Below are 19,126 nucleotides of genomic sequence, written 5' to 3'. Positions count from 1 at the left end.
TTCTATCCGCTTAGCAATCATGATTGCCAGACAAAAGCAAGTATTGTTTTTCGAGAACCTGATTGAAAAAATCGGTGACAAGAACAAATTCGTCAATTCCTTATCAGAAACACTCTCCATCAGCAGAGATGGGGTCTATCGTAGGTTGCGAGGAGAGACTCCTCTAACCATTGATGACCTGGAGTTACTCAGCCGAGAATTCCATTTTTCGGTGGATGAGATGCTGCAGGATAATAATCCGGGTCTGCTCACTAAATATGAAGCCTTCGAAACATTCGATTGGGAGCGCTTTTTGCAAGGTGTAAAATCCTACTTTAATCACCATGATAGCCGTGACGAATTTCATGTTTATTACAATGCGAAGGAGATTCCCATCTTCTATTTGTTTCAGTTTCCTGAATTGATGGCTTTCAAATGCTATTTCTGGGATTACACATTTTTTGCGGACAAGCCTTTGCCTCCATTCAATCCTAATTCCTTATCCATCACCGAAAAGTCGTTGGGGAGTGAAATCCTGAAGAACTATGGCAAAATTCCCAGCGATGAGTTATGGGGAAAAGAAATGCTCAATGCCACGTTGAAGCAAATCGTGTACTTCTACGAAATCGAAGAGATCCAAAAACCACAAGTGCTCTTGCTCAAGGAGCGGTTACTCGATCTCGTTGATTTTCTGGAGGGCATTGCCGAAGCGGGCGAAAAAAATTGGGTGGAGGACCCGGCCAAGGTCAACATCTACCTGAATGAACTTTTGATTGGAGACAATACACTGATTGCCAAGAATCAAAATCACTTACGAGCGTATTTATCCCAAAATATCATCAGTTCGGTCATTGTGGAAGACGAGCAGTACTGTGCTCAGACCTTGAAGACGTTTCAAACCATCGGGAAAAAGTCAACACTGATCAGCGGTAGCTCTGAGAAGGTTCGTAAAAAGTTTTTTAAGGAATTGAGGAAGGAGATCGAAAGTAACCTGATCGCTTGAGCGAGTTGAAAGTAATCAGATTACTAGCGCTGACGCTAGTTCCTTAACCACTTCTCTGGATCGAGTTTGGTGGTGTCTTTCCAAACTTCAAAGTGCAATTCGGAAATGCCTTCATTATCTGTGTAAACTTCACCGATCTCATCCATGGCCTGAATGGTTTGACCTTTCTGGACCGAAACGTTTTTCAATCTCGAGTAGACCGTGAAATAGGTGCCATGCTTAACCATCACAAAGTTATTCATGCCCTGTAGGTAGCCTACCATTTTGACCTCTCCATCAAAGACCGTACGTACAGTCTCTTGTTCATTGGTCTGAATATCCACACCATTATTTTCTGTACGGATACGCTTCAGAACGGGGTGTGGTTGATTGCCAAATTTTTTTGAAATGAACCCCGATGCAACTGGCCAATCCAGTTGGTTTTTTCGTTGCTCAAAAGAAGTCGTTACTTCTTCCAAACTTAAGGAAGCCACAGAAGAAGGCGCGTTATTGCTTTCCAATTCCCTTCTCACGATTTCAGCAATCGTAGCATCGAGCCGATCGATGGCCTTTTTACGATTGGTTACCTCTTTCCGCAATTGCCCTTCTTTTTTGGTCAATTCGGCCACCAGGCTACTTTTCTGATTTTTCAGTGCTTGAAGCTTCCTGCTTTCCTTCAACTGATAATCCAACAAAACACTTTGTTCATCCCGCTTGATTTCCACCTCACCACGTTGCTGGTTCAATTCCTCTGTTACCACCTGGATCTGCTCTACCTGTACTTGCCTGGCATCCGAATATTGCTCCAGGTATTTCAGCCGCATGTACAATTGATTGAAGGTTGCCGCCGAAAAAAGGAAGGTTAGGATATTGAAGCCACTGTTGGCCTTGTAGGAGGCATAGATCATCTCCGCATACTCATTCTTCAAGTCCTTTAAGTCTCGCTGGAGAGCCGTCACCACGATGCTCAGGTCCTGGATCTCACCATCGAGCAGGCTGATCTCTTCGGTCAGGCCACTGATCAAGGACTCGCGTGCTTTGATCTGCTGATTGAGGGCTTGCAACTGCCCTACGTTAGCTTTCTTTTCAGATTGTGTCTCCGTTAGGATCTTCTCTGCTTCTGCAATTTTTCGCAGGTTTTCTACTTTTTCCTTTTCAAGCTGAGCTTTATTCCGCTGCGCGGAAGAGAGCAGGGGCAAAAAAAGAAAAGCAACGAGAATAAGAAGCTTAGAAGCGACGATATTTCGAAGGAGTACTAAATGGGAATCGGAGCGGCTCTTCAGCAATTTCCGCTTTACTAAATCCGATATTGATTGCGATGTTCTGACGTGTTTTTTCCACATAATTGATGGATGCTGCAATCGTAAAAGGAAAGATTTCTGCATTGACCTCCTTAAAATCACCGTAATTTACTGAAATCGTACTTTTTGTATCTACGTCCTCCACCAGCAATTTTTCAAGTTTACGTGTATCGACGCCTATGTAGTTGTTAAAGAGGAAATTGGCCAGTCTTTGATCATAATACAGGTATTCTTCTGAGCTCTCCAGCCGTTCACGCTTATAAGGATAGATCAGATTGCCTAGAATGACCGATTCGATGAGATTGTAATTGATCTCAAAATCAAACTGCTTACTCAACGCATCAAATCCCTGTTTGGAATATCGTTTTTTCAGCCGGTCGAGAACGAACAAAGAATCTTTAGTGATGAGAATTCGTGCCGCTTCCACACGCACTTTGGAAACAGACATCCAAATAAGGCTGTCTTTCTTAATTCGAATATTGGCTGTAGCCGCCAGGTTCTGCCGGGCATCCTTATAGTTGATCTTGGCCTTGGCCGTCATGTAGTCAAAGGTGAAATAATCTACGGTCAGGTCCCGATTATAGTTGACCAGTTTGTCCTTGCAAGAAACTAACGCGAATCCTAAGCAAAAAAGAATGACAAGATGCTTATTCATAGATCTGACGATCATTGATTTTCTGTTCAATTTGATCAGAAGCTTCATCCGTACGACTTGCTTTTTCCCACTGGATCACAGCCTCGGCCACCTCACCCAGTCGAAAGAGCACATCACCATAATGTTCTAGGACTGTGCCATCGGAATCGTCCAATTCGACGGCTCTTTTAAGGTACTTTTTAGCTTCCTTATATTCTTCAGAAACGTACAAAACCCATCCATAAGTATCCAGATAAGTAGGATTATCCGGCTGTAACTTCAACAAGCGTTCGCACATGGAAATGGCCAATTCGAGCTTCTCCTTACGCAAGGAAAGGAAATAACTGTAATTATTTAGCACATGATCATTCTTCGGGTTTCTTTCCAGCGCTGCTTCATACGACTCATCGGATTTCTTGTGGTTTTGTAATGCGTTGTACGCATCGCCTAACTGACCGTAAAACTCACCCAATAAACTGGGGTCCGAGGTATACTTCTTACCGGTTTCCAATGCATTTACCGCCGCCCGATAATTCTTCTGAACGTAATTACCCAGTCCGTTAAAGAAGTAGAAAATGGCCTGATTCGGAAAGTATTCCAGAGCAGTCTCGGAATGAGCGACCATACTATCAAACTCCGAAAGTTGAAGCTCCAAATTGATCACATTCTGCCAAACCGAGAAATTACCAGGACTCAGCTTAATCGCTTTCAGGTAATAACCAACGGCACTTTCTTTTTCATCTATTTGGTAGAGTACATCACCAGCAAAAGCCTGTGCCTGGTATTCTTCAGGATACTTTTCAGCCAGGATTCTGGTGCGATTCATCAATTCCTTTTCTACGTCTTCATTTGGGAGATAACTCAGAAACCCTCCCAGTAATTGAAGTTTTCTGGAAATGGCAATGTCCGAGCTCTCCAGCGGCGTTTCCAGCAGATTGAGTGACTGGGGTAGATTCCCTTGTTTCCGCTCGATTTCAGAAAGCAGTAAGTCAACCTGTGCCACTTTAGATTCATCGTTCCGGACAATCAGTAAGCGTTCCCGGGCCTGCTCATATCGGCCATTGGAGATCAGTATCTCAGCCACTTTGAATCGGTACCGGTATTCGGTAGGTGCTTCTTTGATCAGTTCATCCCAATCAGAAACCAACTGGTCCAGGTTACCTTGTTTCAAATAGATCTTTTGCTTCTCGTATAAAACAGCCTCTGACAAACCATAATAGCCCTCTGCCCTTTCATAGGCTTCCAGGGCTTTCGCAAATTCATTTTGATATTGATAAAGCTGGGCCAACTCATACAGGTACTGTTGCGTCCCTTCAATCTTGTTTACCAGATCCTCATAAATCTCTGCAGACTTCTGCAGGTTCCCCATGCTTTTGTGGATCTCTGCTGCCAAGAGGTGGTAGTATTTATTTTCAGGATCGATATCGCGGGCTTTTTCCGCATAAGGCAATGCCTTTTCAGTTTCGCTGGTTTTTACCAACACTTCAGCCAGTTTATAGTGAATCGCGGCACTGGAAGGATTGAGCTCCAGGGCAACTAAAAACAATTCGTAAGACTTGGTGTAATTTTCGAGTATAAGCTGCTTTTCTGCTTCGATCAAGGCGCTTTCAGCTTTCAGGTCAGAATTTTCCGTACGGTCCCGCAAAGTAGTTTTCTTACCCTTCTTCCCTTTCTGAGCAAACGAAACGGATACGGCTACAAGCAAAACGCATACGAACAGACTGAGCTTTTTATGCATATCAGCAGATTGAAACTTCAACTAATGCTTAACGTTCATTGACGTTTTTAGTTGATACAATTCTTTGGCAAGCTGCAAATTTACGAGAGCCGACGCAGATTCAAGACATCTTTTAGATTCTCTAGTCTGAAAACCACGAAAAAGTAAACAATCACGACAATTCCGCCTAACAGATAGCGCATCCATACTGAAAGCGGAAAAAACGTAAAAAACATAACCACCAGGAATGCTAACCCCAAATACAGGACCCCTTTCCCAACCTCATAGGGAATTGGATAGTGTTTTCTACCCATAAAATAACTGGCAATACTCATGGACAAGAATGTGATGAATGCCGCCCAGGCACTGCCATGATATCCCCATATGGGAATCAATACGACATTGAGTATGATCGTTGTAAATGCTCCTCCAATGCTTATCATAGCTCCCAGCCAATTGTTATCGGTTAGCTTGTACCATACAGACAAATTATAAAAAACACCCAAAAAGACACCTCCTCCCAATAATATGGGTACAATAGACAGGCCTTCCAGATAATCAGGCCTCCTTAGAAAGATGGGTGCCAGTTCCGGCAAAATAATCGTAAGTAAAATCCAGCTGATGCACGTGAAGTAGATGAAGCCCGTCATCACTTTGCTATTCATCCGTTTTGAATCAGCATCTGCGGCCTTTTTAAAGAAAAATGGTTCATAGGCATATTTGAAGGCCTGAACTGCGAGTGTCATAAAAATCGACAGTTTATATACTGCTCCAAATATTCCTAAAGCCGCCAAATTGGTACGACCTTCATAAAAGCCCTCCGGCAAAATGTATTTCAACAATGCCCTGGAAAGCATTTCATTCGTAACACCTGCCAGGCCAAGTACCATGATTGGTAGGGCATACTTCACAACAGGGGTGAACACTTCCGTTGAAAAGGAAAATCGGAACTGAATCCAGGTAGGGATAAAAAAGAGCAGGAAAAATCCATTTGCGATGAGATTCGCCAGAAACACATATTCTATTCGCCACTCAGGCTTGTAAATCCATTGAATACTTTCTGCTGATACAATTTCATGTTCCAACAATGCCGGAATAAGTACAAAGTAGAAGACATTAATGCCCACATTCAGCAAAATACTAGCTATTCGGAATGTTGCAAATTGTTTGGCTTTACCCAATAATCTCAGCCTCGCAAACGGGATGGCTACAATCGTATCAATGCACAGGATCAAGATCAGCCACCTAACCACATTTAACTGCTCCGGGTATCCCAAGGAATTGGCGATCCCGAAACTGGAAAAATATAGTGCCAATCCTCCGATTAGCGTAGTAATAAAAATTGAGGATTGCGCCAGATTAAAATACTGGGCAAGCTTTTCTCTTTCTTTAGTGGCGTATCGAAAGAATGATGTCTCTAAACCATAGGTGAAAATAACATTGAGAAAAGCGATATAAGCATATAATTCGGTGAAGGTGCCGTATTCACCTGGCGGAAAGAACTTCGAATGAATTGGAACCAAAACGTAGTTCAATGTACGGCCCAGAATGCTACTCAACCCGTAGATTGCCGTATCACCGAGTAGCTTTTTTTGCATGACTTATTTACCCTGAAAATTCGGCTTTCGCTTTTCAATGAATGCTGCCGCTCCTTCTTTGAAGTCCTCGGTGCCACAACATTTTGAGAATGCCTTGGCTTCTGCCTGATAGCCGTCTTCTCCGTCTTTGTAATAGGCGTTGATGGATTCAATCACCATTTCAATGGCAATTGGTGCTTTCTGAGCAATTTTCGCGAGAATTCCCTGCGCAATTTGCATGGCTTCCTCTTTACCAGCTCCCACATGGTTGACCAGTCCCCAATTCAGGGCCGTATCAGCATCGATCATGTCACCGGTCATGGAATATTCCAGGGATTTACCTTTGCCAATAAGTTGGGTAAGTCTTTGGGTCCCTCCATATCCTGGGATGATCCCAAGATTGACTTCCGGCTGGCCAAATTTTGCAGCTTTGGACGCTACTCTCATGTGACAGGCCATGGCCAATTCACATCCGCCACCAAGGGCAAAACCTCCGACCACTGCGATGACCGGCGTATGACACGCTTCAATCATTTGGAAGATCTCCTGACCAGCTTCAGAGAATTTACGGCCATTCACTTCATTGACACCCTGAAATTCAGAAATATCAGCACCTGCAACGAACGCTTTTTCACCAGCTCCTGTGAGGATGACTCCTCTAATATCATGATCTTCATAAATCCCCTGAAAGGCTTCTTTCAACTCGGCCAGGGTCTCCTGATTAAGGGCATTTAATTTGGATTCACGGTTAATGGTGATGGTCAGCAGTACACCTTCTCTTTCGAGCAACAGGTTTTTATATTCTTCCATGTAGTCCGGTTATTGGTCGGCACCAATATAGTGTAAAATAGGATTCTGACAACTGAGATTGATCAGGCAACCTCAACTTTTAAATGTTCCAGGATGTCTTGCGTCATGCGACTAAGGTCAAATTGCGGAGCCCATCCCCAGTCTTTGCGCGCTTCTGAATCGTCAATGGAATCAGGCCAACTATCTGCAATCGCCTGACGGAAATCAGGTTCATACGCAATCTTGAATTCAGGTACTTGCGCCACAATAGCTTCGTACAATTCCTCCGGGCTAAATGACATGGACCCCATGTTGTAGCTCGTTCGGATTTTCACGTCCGACTCGGGTGCATCCATTAAATCAATGGTACCTTTTACGGCATCATTCATGTACATCATGGGCAGTCTGGTCCCCGACGACAGAAAGCATTGAAATGTTTCCCCTTGAAGAGCTTTCCAAAAAATATCCACTGCATAGTCGGTGGTTCCACCTCCTGGTTTTGATTTGTAACCAATCAAACCAGGATAGCGCAAACTCCGCACATCTACCCTATATTTTTCATGGTAATAGGCACACCACTGCTCTCCGGCCTGCTTGGAGATGCCATAAACCGTGGTTGGGTTCATGACCGTATGTTGTGGGGTTTGTTCCTTGGGCGTATCAGGTCCAAAAACAGCAATGGAGCTAGGCCAATATATTTTCAAGCCATAAGTTTTGCCAGCCTCCAACACATTCAGGAGTGAATTCATATTAAGGTCCCACGCAAATTTGGGCGAGGACTCCCCTTTTGCTGATAAAACGGCCGCCAAATGATAAACCTGACCAATATCATAAGATTCAATCAGGCTATTTAATGCGTTAGCGTCCATGGCGTCCAATATGGTCGTGGGCCCGGCCAGCAACACACCAGAAAGGGGTCGTATATCTGTTGCAAGTACTTGATCAGCGCCAAATTTTTCTCTAAGGGCGAGGGTTAGTTCAGAGCCCAGCTGGCCACCGGCTCCAATGATGAGAATACGCTTCATAAGAGGGTTAATGTTGTGATTCGCAAAATAAACGGAATTTTCGTCAACCTGAAAGATATTTTTATAAGCCAAACACAATAATCTTCTTTCAGTGTTACAATCGCCAAATAAAAATCTTTTCGGATCAAAGCAAACCTTCTGTAAGCCTTTCTTGTAATGTATACTAAATAAGATGCCCTCATGTTAACGAAAAAATTAAGAATTGCGCTGATTTTAAGCTTGTTGGTCCTCGGATTTAGTTGTTCGGAAGAAGAAGATCCGGCGCCAACAATCACTGTCAGTATTTCTGAATTTACTGGAAGCATTGACGAGAATCCGGAAAATGGTGCTTCTCTTGGAACCGTTTCTGCGTCTACTAATAGCGGTTCTGTTACATATGAAATCGTATCCCAGACACCAGCCGGAGCGGTAGCCATTAATGCCACGTCGGGTGCATTAACCGTGGCCGACGCTTCCTTATTTGTGGCTGCGGATAATCCGACCATTACGGGGACGATCAGGGCAACAAACGGTGATGTATCTGAAGAAGGGAATTTCACAATTACAGTAAATGCAGTTGTCGTTGAAGTATCCATTGATGACTTTCAAGCAAGTATTGATGAAAATCCCACGAATGGAGATGTGATTGGTACCATCACCGCTTCTACAAACCAGGGTGAAGTATCCCTGGCAATTGCCTCGCAAACTCCGGTAGGAGCAGTAGCCTTAGATGCTACTACTGGTGTACTAACAGTAGCCGATGCTTCCTTATTTGTAGCTGCGACTAACCCTACCATCTCGGGGACAATCACTGCTACCAGCGGTGATGTGACGGCAGAAGCTTCTTTTGAAATCACCGTGAATTCTGGCGATATCAATGATGGATTTACTGTTTACGCGGGCGATATCATCACCTTCACCAAATCGGATGGTGCAGATCCGACAGAAGAAGCCAATCAGGATCGCATTACGGACAATGTATGGATCACTAGAGGTAACACGGGTGGGCAGATCTACAATGCAGCAACAGAGAGCATGTCTGATAAAGATAACAGCCCGGTAGATACAGAATGGGCTCTCGGAACAACCGAGCAAGGCATTGCAAATTTAACTTTCGATAAATTCAGAACTACGGTCAAACCTAAAGAAGTAGTAGACAAAAACATGGTGCTTCACCTGATCACCGATGATGTTTACATTGACATCAAATTCACCTCCTGGAGCGAGGGTAATAATGGAACAGGCGGAGGATTCAGCTACGAACGTCGTTCCGCTGAATAAAGAAACATTTTAGATTTGGTTAGCAAAGAGCCATCCATAAGGATGGCTACTTTTTTATTCAAGACTTCAATCTCGTAGGATTTAGTTGAATCTGGGAACTTCAACTTCAATTGGACCTGTGATGAGGAACGAGTAATTAACACCAATATTATTCAAGCCAGGAACTCCATATACAACGCGGTGACTGCTTTCGATTGATCTGCGATTCCTTCTGGAAACATTGTCCCGATAAACGCTCCACTGAAATCCCGAAACAGTTGTGGTAACATGGGTAAATCCGACAGCTTCCACGAATGGTACCACGCCGGGATTGCCATTGAGAAATCCGGACCCTCCTCCAAATGGTGTAACCCACTGATTATGAATGAAATTTCCATAAGTATCAAGATCCCTTAATTGCAGAGTCGTCCCCATTTTAGCTCTTGAACCAAATCGGGTATACTCTTCATTAAAAACAATCAATCTGAGCCAAATACGTGCAGGAGTATTTAAGAAAGGAGCAGGAATATATTGGAACTCTTGCGCTAAATATTCACGGGGAGCTATCCCCCTGAACGTTTCTTCTTACGATGGGAATAACGAAGCCATCGTAATCTTCCAATCGACCATTTTCGCCTGCATTGGACATGCCTTCATATAATGCAATAGCCGACGGGTTTTTGAATTCATATGCTTCTAACAATTCCAGCTGACCAAAATTCATCGACCATTGCCGTTTCCTTTAAACTAGCATCGCCTTCAATGCCATAATATTCAGAAATCTCCCAATTACCCGTTTCATCCGCAATAAAAAGTGTGGTGTTAGTAGCCTTAAATTTTTCATTTTCTACTTCAATTTCTCCACCATTATCGAAAAGACTAATTTCAAAAGGAGTAAAATAATGACTCGACCTCTGGTAAAGGTCCTTATTCAAGGTTATGGTGCCTTCTGTTTCAACGGCAATTAATGCTACCTCTTCGTCATACTCCTCCAATGTGTTGAAGGATCTGAACTCTTATTCTATGTTGTTTCTTAATTGTACGATGATGGCGTTTCCCTCCTCATCAATGTAAACCACTTCCGAATCAACATCGCTATAAATAGTGGGAACTTGTTCATTACAACTTAGGAGGACGGTACTCAGAATAATGCATAAATACGCATTCTGAAGGACAAGAATCCTCCAATTTTTAATTGAATTCATGATTTTGATATTTTAGTTTCCTATTGGTTGCATCATGAATTCAATGGTAATCAGTAAATAAAAAGTTTATTTTCAAATGACTAATCACATTGAAATTAGGGTCAATTAAGGGGTTATAGAAGCATAAATTCCATGGATCCGTCAGTGTATTTGAAACCAATAAAATTGAATCTACGCCAGGTTCAACTGGCTAGCACTTCCCGGTACTGCATCTGGTGCAGTTGATGATAATGCCCCTTTTGCTTCAGCAAGGCCTCATGATTGCCACTTTCAACAATCTCACCTTTATCAAGTACCAGAATATTGTGGGCATTTTGGATCGTCGAAAGGCGGTGTGCAATGACAATAGATGTACGTCCAGTCATCAGCTTTTGAATAGCTTTCTGGATCAATTCTTCCGTTTCACTATCAACGGACGAAGTAGCTTCATCCAGGACGATCAACTTGGGATCGTAAACCATGGCGCGCACAAAAGAGATCAGTTGTCTTTGCCCAACCGATAAGGTAGCCCCACGTTCCATCACATTGTAATCAAACCCTCCAGGTAGCCGCTCAATAAACGTGCGCGCTCCGACCAACTCTGCAGCTTCGATCACTTGCTGCCTGCTAATGTCAGGATTTTTCAAGGTAATGTTATTGTAGATGGTATCGGAAAACAGGAATACATCCTGCAATACCACGGCAATGTGACTTCTTAGATTATCCAGGTCATACTTGGTCACATCCACACCATCCACCTCGATCTTCCCTTTATTGATCTCATAAAATCGATTTAGCAGATTGATGATGGAAGACTTTCCAGCTCCGGTTGCCCCAACAATGGCCAGGGTTTCTCCTTGCTTAACACTGAAATTGATGTTTTTTAGTACCCAGTCTTCTTCTTTGTAAGCAAACCAGACATCATTGAAGGTCACCTCACCTTTCAGGTTTGCAACAATGTGTTTTCCTTCATTCGGAATGTGATCATTATTATCCAGCAGGTCCAAAATTCTGTTGGAAGAAACGATCCCCATTTGCAGTGTGTTGAACCGGTCAGCAATCATCCGTATGGGTCGGAAAAACATTTGAATCCACATGATGAATGCGATCAACACGCCAGTCTCCACCACATTGTCAATAACTAAACCGGCCCCGTACCAGACAATCAGACCGATGGCAACCGCTTGCACCACTTCCGACACTGGATAGTACACGGAATAATACATCACCGACTTCAGGTTGGATTTGCGATGCTCTTCATTGATCTCTTTGAACTTTCTGTGTTCTTCCTGTTCGCTATTGAAGATCTGTACAATGTTCATACCCGTCACATGTTCCTGCACAAAGGAATTGAGGTTGGATACAGCCGTTCGTACCTCGTTGAAAGAAGCTTTGATCTTCTCTTTAAAAATGTAGGTAGCAATGACCATCACTGGGATGGTTGACATACTGATCAACGCCAATTGCCAATCAACGGCGAACATCCAGATCATGATTGCCAATAATTGTAACAGGTCACCAATGATCATCGCTATGCCCTGGCTAAAAACTTCAGCCAGGGTCTCAATATCCGAGACATTTCTTGTAACCAATCTACCTATAGGCGTATTGTCAAAGAAAGTTAGTCTCAATTTCTGCAGGTGTCGGAACAATTTGATTCTTAGGTCACGGATCACATATTGCCCCAACCAGCTGGAAAGAAACGTATGAGAATATCGCATGAATGACTGAATGATCAATAAGACCACCAAAATGATGATCATCATCAACATTCCCTGATAATCTCCGGAAGCAATTTCTTCATCGATCGTCAGCTGGATCAGGAATGGACGCAGCGGTACCACGATGGCCATGGACACGGTCAGGAAGATCAGAATATAAAATTGCTTCATGTAAGGCCTGGCGAATGTGAAAAGTCGCTTCAGAATCTTAAAATCAACAATATTGCCGCTTATTGCTTTTTCTTTTTCCAAAATGCTATAGATATATGTCGTTTGGATAAATCACCGATGAAAGAAAAAGACCTTGTGGCGGTACCGATCGGCTCGCCGCTCGACGGTCCTTCTTTTCCAAAATAGTGACCAACTGGCCGGGAGTTAGTTTGCCGATCCCAATGTCCAACAATGTCCCCACCATAGCTCTAACCATTCCACGAAGAAAACGATTCGCTGAAACAAAGAAAATATATCCGTTGGACTCCATTTGCCACTCAATTTCGAAGATCTCACAATTAAAATGGTTCACTTCCGTCTTCACTTTACTAAAAGACTCGAAATCGGTCCATTGTTTAAATATTTTGCAGCCTTCTTCAATGCTTGCTAAATCCAACGCATGTGGAAAGAAAAAGGACTGATCTTTTTTGAAAGGGGTCTTTTTCGCATGCAGATAGTAGTGATAGCTTCTTTTGGTAGCGTCAAAACGTGCGTGGGCCTCTTTATTTACTGCTCGAATTGCATTTGCAGCAATGTCTTCAGGTAAGACCGCATTGAGTTTGTAAAGAAAACGGTCAAGGTCCAGAGTTTCTTCTGCATCAAAATGGATGATCTGTTGTTTCGCATGAACACCGGTATCTGTTCTGCCACTACCCACACATTTCGTTTCGGTCCTAAGCAATTGCGAAAGCTTGTCATTGATCACCTGCTGCACCGTGATCGCATTGTTTTGCTCCTGCCAGCCATGGTAGACCGTCCCCTTGTATGAAATGTCGACAAAGAACCGCATTGGAGTGCAAACTTAAGGGTTCAATCACCGAATGAATCACCCTTTTTTATTCGGATCAGGAAAATTTCGCACTATTCCCTAATTTTGCCCTCCTTAAAAATCCACAGCGAATGATCCAGCGAGTACAATCCATCTTTTTGCTAGTAGCCGCCATCCTTTTGATCGCTGCTTTGTTTTTTCCTTTCTGGTCAGAAACAGACACCCAAAAGCAAGAAAGAGCTGAGCTCAACGTGTATGAGCTGCGCTATGAAAAAATCAATGCAGATGGTTCCAGAGGTGAATTGATCAATGTGAAGCAGACGTTTTATCTGTCCATCTTTCTGTTTGTAGGAGCTGGCATCGCTTTGTTTTCTATCTTCCAATACAAAAACAGGCTCAGACAAATCCAATTGGGCGCACTCAATTCATTGGTGATCGCTGCTTCCTTTTTGGTTGCTTTGTTCGTCTATATCAGTAAAGCAGAACTTTTGGTAAATCAAGAAGCCAGAGGAGAATATGAGATCGGATTTTACCTTCCTATTGTTGCCCTGATCTGCAATTCTATTGCCAACCGGTTCATCCGGAAAGACGAAAACCTGGTTCGTAGCGCGGATCGATTGAGGTAGAATCCCAGCTGTACTTGCGTTTTTTGACCATCAACTATAGCATCTTCCGTTCCTTCGACAGTAATAGTGCCGTAGAGGACTAATGCGATCATTTGAGTCCTCTAAAACGTTCTTAATCCTACTTCAATGCAAGTTTGTGAAGACACAAACTTAGGCAACTTATTATCTCCCAATCCAGCCACAATGTAACCCACAAAACAGGTTTTCGACATTTTGTCATCCTGACAGGACCGTTGCAAACTGACAAAAAGTCACTTTTTCGCTGATGGAACAGTATTTGGTGAGCAGGAAACCAAATTCAAGCAATCCAATCAAAAGCGATGAAAGAAAAAGGTTCGATTTCTATACACACGGAAAATATCTTTCCGATCATCAAGAAATTCCTCTATTCCGATCACGAAATCTTTTTAAGGGAGTTGGTTTCCAACGCCGTTGATGCCACACAAAAAATCAAACGCCTTGCTTCCCTCGGTGAATACCAGGGTGAATTGGGTAACCTGACCGTTGATGTGAAGGTCGACAAAGACAAGAAGACCATCAAGATCATTGATAAAGGCATCGGTATGACTGCCGAAGAGATCAAAAAATACATCAACCAAATCGCCTTCTCAGGAGCCACCGAGTTCCTGGAGCAGTACAAAGACAAAGGTGAAGACCAGCAGATCATCGGTCACTTTGGACTTGGTTTCTACTCTGCCTTCATGGTAGCGAAAAAAGTAGAAATCAAAACGCTTTCTCATAAAGAAGGCGCTGAAGGTGCCAAGTGGGTTTGTGATGGTAGCACAGAATTTGAAATTTCTGCGGTCAAAAAGAAAACTCGTGGAACGGAGATCACCCTCCACATTGCCGACGACAGTGAGGAGTTTTTGGAAGATCACAGAATTCAGGGCATCCTGGATAAATATTCCAAATTCATGCCTGTGCCGATCCGCTTCGGAACCAAAGACGAAAGCGTAGAAGATGGCCAGGATGAAGAAGGCAAGCCTAAATACAAGACGGTCAAGAAGGACAACATGGTCAATGATACCGAGCCTATCTGGACCAAGTCTCCTAACGACCTGAAAGACGAGGATTACCTGAAGTTCTATAAGGACCTGTATCCTTTCTCAGAAGATCCATTGTTCTGGATCCATCTGAATGTCGATTATCCATTCAACCTGACGGGAATCCTGTATTTCCCTAAGTTGAAAAAGGATTTCGAGATGCAGAAAAACAAAATCCAACTGTACTCTCGTCAGGTGTTCATCACCGATGAGGTAAAGGATGTTGTTCCTGATTTCTTGCAATTGCTGCACGGAACCATCGATTCTCCGGACATTCCTTTGAACGTATCCCGAAGCTTCCTGCAAGCCGATGGTAACGTGAAAAAGATCAATGGCTACATCACGAAGAAAGTAGCGGATAAGCTGGTCGAGTTGTTCAAGAAAGACCGTGAAGGGTATGAGAACAAGTGGAATGACATTGGTTTATTCGTAAAATACGGACTGATCTCTGAAGAAAAATTCCAGGAGAAAGCCAAAGATTTTGTCTTATTACAGAACATCGATGAGAAGTTTTTCACCATCGAGGAGTACAAAGAACATATCAAAGCCACGCAGGTAGATAAGAGCGAAACTTCGGTCTTCTTGTACACGAACGATCAGGCGAAGCAGCACACCTATGTGGATGCGGCGAAGAAACGAGGATACGATGTGCTGGTTCTAAACGAAGTTTTGGATAGTCACTTCATCCAGAATGTAGAGCAGAAGTTTGAGAAAGTAACTTTCAAACGAGTAGATTCTGATGTTATTGATAAACTGATTGATAAAGGCGAGACGCAGGAGTCTGTATTAAGCGATGACGAAAAAACCAGCGTGAAAGAGCTGTTTGAAAAAGCGATCAACAATACAAGCAACATGGTAAGCGTAGAAGCGATGGCTACTGATGACCTACCCGTTGCGGTGACTTTGCCAGAATTCATGCGACGTATGAAAGACATGCAGGCAACTGGCGGTGGCGGACCCATGATGTTTGGAGATATGCCTTTGAACTTGTCTGTAGCGGTGAATGCGAACCACGCCATTACCCGTAAAATCATCGATGCTGAAAATGAAGATGATAAAGTGGCCCTGGCCAAGCAGGCCTATGACCTTGCACTGCTTTCGCAAGGCATGCTGGATGGAGAGAGCCTGACCAACTTCATCAAAAGAAGCGTCGACTTAGCAGCGAATTAAATTTTGTTTACATAAATGTCTTAAAAATCCCGGCTCATAGTCGGGATTTTTTATTTGGAAGCAACGTTGATTTTGAAGGATCACAACTAGCCTTTAGATTGCTAATTATGATCCGATTTTTTTTACCCCTCTTGATGCTCCTGAGCATGGTTAACCTGAATGCTCAAAACAAAAAACCATTAAAAGTTGGTGTTGTAGGACTTACCCATACACACGTTCATTGGATTCTCGGCAGAGAAGACCGTGGCGACATTGAAATTGTCGGGATTGTGGAACCGAATCAGGACCTGGCACAACGATACATGAAACAACACAATATGTCGATGGACCTGGTCTATCCAACGATGGAAGTCATGGTTAAGGCAGTGAATGTAGAAGCCGTAACTGCATTTGGTTCCATTTATGAGCATTTAGAAGTGGTGCAATTCTTCGCACCCCGAGGTATCCATGTGATGGTGGAAAAGCCTTTGGCAGTAAGCATGGAGCATGCCACAGAAATGGCCCGATTGGCCAAGCAGCACAATATCCACTTACTCACGAACTACGAAACTTCCTGGTACGCTACAAATAAGGAAGCCTATGAAATGGTCCGGGCTGGCAAACTTGGCACACTTAGAAAAGTAATTGTCAGAGATGGACATGAAGGTCCGATTGAAATAGGTGTCAATCAGGAATTCCTCGATTGGTTAACGGATCCCGTACAAAACGGAGGCGGAGCTGTAACGGATTTTGGATGTTACGGCGCGAATCTGACGACCTGGCTCACACAGGGCAAAAGACCTGTTTCAGTGACGGCCATCACTAAAACTTACAAGCCTGAAAAATATCCCAAGGTCGATGATGAAGCAGTGATCCTGCTCGAATATGAAGACATGACGGCCATTTTGGAAGCTTCGTGGAACTGGCCTTTTAACAGAAAAGACATGGAGGTGTATGGCGCCACCGGATATGTCATCAGTGACAATGGCTCAGATATGCGCGTAAGACTGGCCGGCGAGGACCGGGCAACGGCCATGAAAGCCGATCCTTTACCCGCAGCAATCAATGATCCTTTTGCTTTGCTCACCTCCGTAATCAAAGATGGATTCAAGATTGAAGATCATGATGTCTCGGCCTTAGCAAACAACCTACTGGTCGTCGAAATTCTGGATGCAGCAAAGGAAAGCGCAAGGACGGGGAAGAAGGTATTGTTGGAGAAATAACTCTTCGAGAAAAAAAAGAGCAACCCGATAAAAATCAGATTGCTCCCAAAACAACTAAAGGCTACAGTCGGGCGACTGTAGTGACACAAAATTAAAGGAGTTGTCTATAAATAAAAACTTTAAAGATCAGTTTAATGCTAAGAAAAATGCAGGAACCCATGGAGAAGACCTTGCAGAAGCATTTTTGATCGATGCTGGCTATGAAATCCTGGAACGAAACTTCCGACATGGAAAAGGTGAAGTGGACATCATCAGTCTTTTGGACAATTCTCTATTGGTCTTCGTAGAGGTAAAACTTCGGAAGACTGGGGATTTTGGAGAACCGGAAGCTTTTGTGTCCCAACAACAAAGCAATCGCATTATTCAAGTCGCCGATCACTACATCCACGCCATCAATTGGCAAAGAGACATCCGTTTCGATGTGATATCCATACGTTCAGATACGGGAGAGGTGAAGTGGTTTAAGGATGCTTTTTATTGATAATAGTACACCTCGAGGACCTCAGTGTACTTGTAAGCTATTAAACGCTGAGACGGACAAGGGCCTTAACCTTCGAGAATCTCAAGGTGCGGTAGGGCGTTGAGGTGCTCGAAACGCCCTAAAACAGCGCATCATACGCAAAGCCACCCAGGCGGATCAGGATTACCACGCCTATCCAGACGGAGATAAGCACCTTTAGGCTAGTGGCGAGTATAAATCCCATGAAGGAACCAAAGCCTGACTTCACGGCTGCCTGAATGCGGTTACCACCGATCAGATCACCGATGATCGCACCGCAAAGTGGGCCTAGAATAATGCCGAATGGAATTGGTACAATGATCCCTGCAACTGTACCAATTATACCGCCCCAAATGCCTGCTTTCGTGCCGCCAAATTTCTTGGTGGCCATGACGGGAAGGGAGTAATCGGCAATAAGGATCAGCAGCACGACGATGGCCCAGATAATTAAAGTAGTATTCGTAAAAGCAGCCTCAGGACTACTGTTATGCGCACAAATCAGTGCGAGGTAGGATAATATTGGACCCGGTATTGGTGGCAAAACCGAAAATACGATCCCTCCTGCAAGGAGCAGAAATGCCAGGAAAATTAAGACGTAAGTCATATTTCCAAATATACCCGAAATAAGAACTTAAATGCTCGAAAGTGCGATCTGCTGAGCGCCTACTATTTCGTAATTACTGGCTTTCTGGAAATACACTACTAAAGAACTATTGGATTCATCCAGGTCAGTTGGAATACCAATAGATAAGCCCAGGTTCTTTTGGCTTACAGGTTGAATGTCGTAAGCGCGAACCACGTTATCGTGACTCAATTTTCTGCCTCGGTTTTCGCCACGTGTCACTTGTTGGGAGAGTCCTCGCTCTATAATAGCCACATTTATCAACAGGTCTTTTTGATTTTCGGTACTTACGGAAAACGACAATTGATCTTTACTTTTAGTAATTGTGCCCAGTTCGTATTTGAATGATGGATTTTCGCTACTTTCTGTAGTCAGCACTCTTGCCCAGGTTCGTCGGTCCGATCCAACAAACTCATGTTTACCATTTACAACCATCTGTGGCGTGTAAACCTGATAGCTTCTGAGCTTGGTTGCATAGGCTCTTTGACGGTCCGTAAATGCCCTGCGTGCGTACGGATCTTTCCATCCGATGTAATCCCAGTAGTCGACGTGAAAAGATAGACCGATTACTTCTACATCCGATTGTTGTTCATCTACAATTTCGGAAAGCAACTTATCTGCCGATGGGCAGCTGGAGCATCCTTCGGAGGTGAATAATTCAACAATGACAAATGGCTTTTCAGCGGGAGTCTCATCAACAGGAGCGATGAATTGCAGCAATAGAAAAAAGACAGAAGTATACATACTTCCAATAACGGGATTCCTCAATTGAAAATTTACCTCAAGAGCTTATTCTGGGTAGGATTGTTGGCTGGTGGACAAATTTTTGTATCACCC

Annotated in this window: 20 protein-coding genes; 6 read left to right on the top strand and 14 right to left on the bottom strand. The window is 43.5% G+C overall.

From position 1 onward, the window contains the following. Window positions 1-19 precede the first annotated feature (19 nt). Window positions 20-982, top strand: a complete 963-nt coding sequence (locus R8G66_32430) for a hypothetical protein (protein MDW3197130.1) — start codon at window positions 20-22, stop codon at window positions 980-982. 35 nt (window positions 983-1,017) lie between these two features. Here R8G66_32430 and R8G66_32425 read toward each other — a convergent pair whose 3' ends face one another. From R8G66_32425 to R8G66_32400, 6 genes are all read right to left on the bottom strand, one after another. Then, window positions 1,018-2,160: a peptidoglycan DD-metalloendopeptidase family protein gene (locus R8G66_32425; protein ID MDW3197129.1), complete on the bottom strand. Its 1,143-nt coding sequence runs from the start codon at window positions 2,158-2,160 to the stop codon at window positions 1,018-1,020. Between the two features lie 28 nt (window positions 2,161-2,188). Next, complete coding sequence (locus tag R8G66_32420) at window positions 2,189-2,917, bottom strand: DUF4292 domain-containing protein (protein ID MDW3197128.1); 729 nt, start codon at window positions 2,915-2,917, stop codon at window positions 2,189-2,191. Beyond that, complete coding sequence (locus tag R8G66_32415; GenBank protein MDW3197127.1) at window positions 2,910-4,634, bottom strand: tetratricopeptide repeat protein; 1,725 nt, start codon at window positions 4,632-4,634, stop codon at window positions 2,910-2,912. Before R8G66_32415 ends, R8G66_32420 begins: the two co-directional genes overlap by 8 nt. Window positions 4,635-4,714: 80 nt before the next feature. Next, complete coding sequence (locus R8G66_32410; protein ID MDW3197126.1) at window positions 4,715-6,211, bottom strand: lipopolysaccharide biosynthesis protein; 1,497 nt, start codon at window positions 6,209-6,211, stop codon at window positions 4,715-4,717. A 3-nt stretch (window positions 6,212-6,214) separates the two neighbouring features. Beyond that, window positions 6,215-7,000: an enoyl-CoA hydratase-related protein gene (locus R8G66_32405; GenBank protein MDW3197125.1), complete on the bottom strand. Its 786-nt coding sequence runs from the start codon at window positions 6,998-7,000 to the stop codon at window positions 6,215-6,217. A 62-nt stretch (window positions 7,001-7,062) separates the two neighbouring features. Then, window positions 7,063-8,004, bottom strand: coding sequence for an NAD-dependent epimerase/dehydratase family protein (locus tag R8G66_32400; GenBank protein MDW3197124.1), 942 nt, complete (start codon window positions 8,002-8,004; stop codon window positions 7,063-7,065). Window positions 8,005-8,184: 180 nt separating this feature from the next. On the opposite strand from R8G66_32400, the gene R8G66_32395 reads away from it, so the two are divergent. Next, complete coding sequence (locus tag R8G66_32395) at window positions 8,185-9,264, top strand: cadherin repeat domain-containing protein (GenBank protein MDW3197123.1); 1,080 nt, start codon at window positions 8,185-8,187, stop codon at window positions 9,262-9,264. A gap of 81 nt (window positions 9,265-9,345) precedes the next feature. On the opposite strand, the gene R8G66_32390 is transcribed toward R8G66_32395, so the two are convergent. From R8G66_32390 to truA, 6 genes are all read right to left on the bottom strand, one after another. Then, a complete protein-coding gene (locus R8G66_32390; protein ID MDW3197122.1) occupies window positions 9,346-9,678 on the bottom strand; it encodes a hypothetical protein in 333 nt (110 codons plus the stop codon). Between the two features lie 118 nt (window positions 9,679-9,796). Then, window positions 9,797-9,967, bottom strand: coding sequence for a hypothetical protein (locus R8G66_32385; protein ID MDW3197121.1), 171 nt, complete (start codon window positions 9,965-9,967; stop codon window positions 9,797-9,799). Continuing rightward, complete coding sequence (locus R8G66_32380) at window positions 9,930-10,238, bottom strand: hypothetical protein (protein ID MDW3197120.1); 309 nt, start codon at window positions 10,236-10,238, stop codon at window positions 9,930-9,932. Before R8G66_32380 ends, R8G66_32385 begins: the two co-directional genes overlap by 38 nt. Window positions 10,239-10,259: 21 nt before the next feature. Beyond that, a complete protein-coding gene (locus tag R8G66_32375) occupies window positions 10,260-10,448 on the bottom strand; it encodes a hypothetical protein (GenBank protein ID MDW3197119.1) in 189 nt (62 codons plus the stop codon). Window positions 10,449-10,630: 182 nt separating this feature from the next. Next, window positions 10,631-12,400, bottom strand: a complete 1,770-nt coding sequence (locus R8G66_32370; GenBank protein MDW3197118.1) for an ABC transporter ATP-binding protein — start codon at window positions 12,398-12,400, stop codon at window positions 10,631-10,633. A gap of 4 nt (window positions 12,401-12,404) precedes the next feature. Beyond that, the gene (gene truA / locus R8G66_32365) at window positions 12,405-13,148 is read right to left on the bottom strand and encodes a tRNA pseudouridine(38-40) synthase TruA (GenBank protein MDW3197117.1); all 744 of its coding nucleotides are present in this window, start codon (window positions 13,146-13,148) and stop codon (window positions 12,405-12,407) included. 110 nt (window positions 13,149-13,258) lie between these two features. On the opposite strand from truA, the gene R8G66_32360 reads away from it, so the two are divergent. From R8G66_32360 to R8G66_32345, 4 genes are all read left to right on the top strand, one after another. Continuing rightward, window positions 13,259-13,753, top strand: a complete 495-nt coding sequence (locus R8G66_32360; GenBank protein ID MDW3197116.1) for a DUF4293 domain-containing protein — start codon at window positions 13,259-13,261, stop codon at window positions 13,751-13,753. 320 nt (window positions 13,754-14,073) lie between these two features. After that, window positions 14,074-15,966 carry a molecular chaperone HtpG gene (gene htpG / locus R8G66_32355; protein MDW3197115.1) on the top strand — a complete coding sequence of 631 codons (1,893 nt, stop codon included), beginning with the start codon at window positions 14,074-14,076 and terminating at the stop codon, window positions 15,964-15,966. 107 nt (window positions 15,967-16,073) lie between these two features. Beyond that, the gene (locus tag R8G66_32350; protein MDW3197114.1) at window positions 16,074-17,168 is read left to right on the top strand and encodes a Gfo/Idh/MocA family oxidoreductase; all 1,095 of its coding nucleotides are present in this window, start codon (window positions 16,074-16,076) and stop codon (window positions 17,166-17,168) included. 100 nt (window positions 17,169-17,268) lie between these two features. Then, window positions 17,269-17,649 (top strand): YraN family protein, encoded by a 381-nt coding sequence (locus R8G66_32345; GenBank protein ID MDW3197113.1) that lies wholly within the window; start codon window positions 17,269-17,271, stop codon window positions 17,647-17,649. A gap of 118 nt (window positions 17,650-17,767) precedes the next feature. Here the strand turns inward: R8G66_32345 and R8G66_32340 are convergent, their stop codons facing one another. Beyond that, the gene (locus R8G66_32340; protein MDW3197112.1) at window positions 17,768-18,271 is read right to left on the bottom strand and encodes a DUF456 domain-containing protein; all 504 of its coding nucleotides are present in this window, start codon (window positions 18,269-18,271) and stop codon (window positions 17,768-17,770) included. Window positions 18,272-18,298: 27 nt separating this feature from the next. Continuing rightward, a complete protein-coding gene (locus tag R8G66_32335; protein MDW3197111.1) occupies window positions 18,299-19,057 on the bottom strand; it encodes a DUF1223 domain-containing protein in 759 nt (252 codons plus the stop codon). Window positions 19,058-19,126: the final 69 nt, after the last annotated feature.

The sequence above is a fragment of the Cytophagales bacterium genome (genome assembly GCA_033344775.1).
In the GTDB taxonomy this organism is placed as follows: domain Bacteria; phylum Bacteroidota; class Bacteroidia; order Cytophagales; family Cyclobacteriaceae; genus JAWPMT01.
This window is presented reverse-complemented; position numbering and strand designations above follow the sequence as displayed.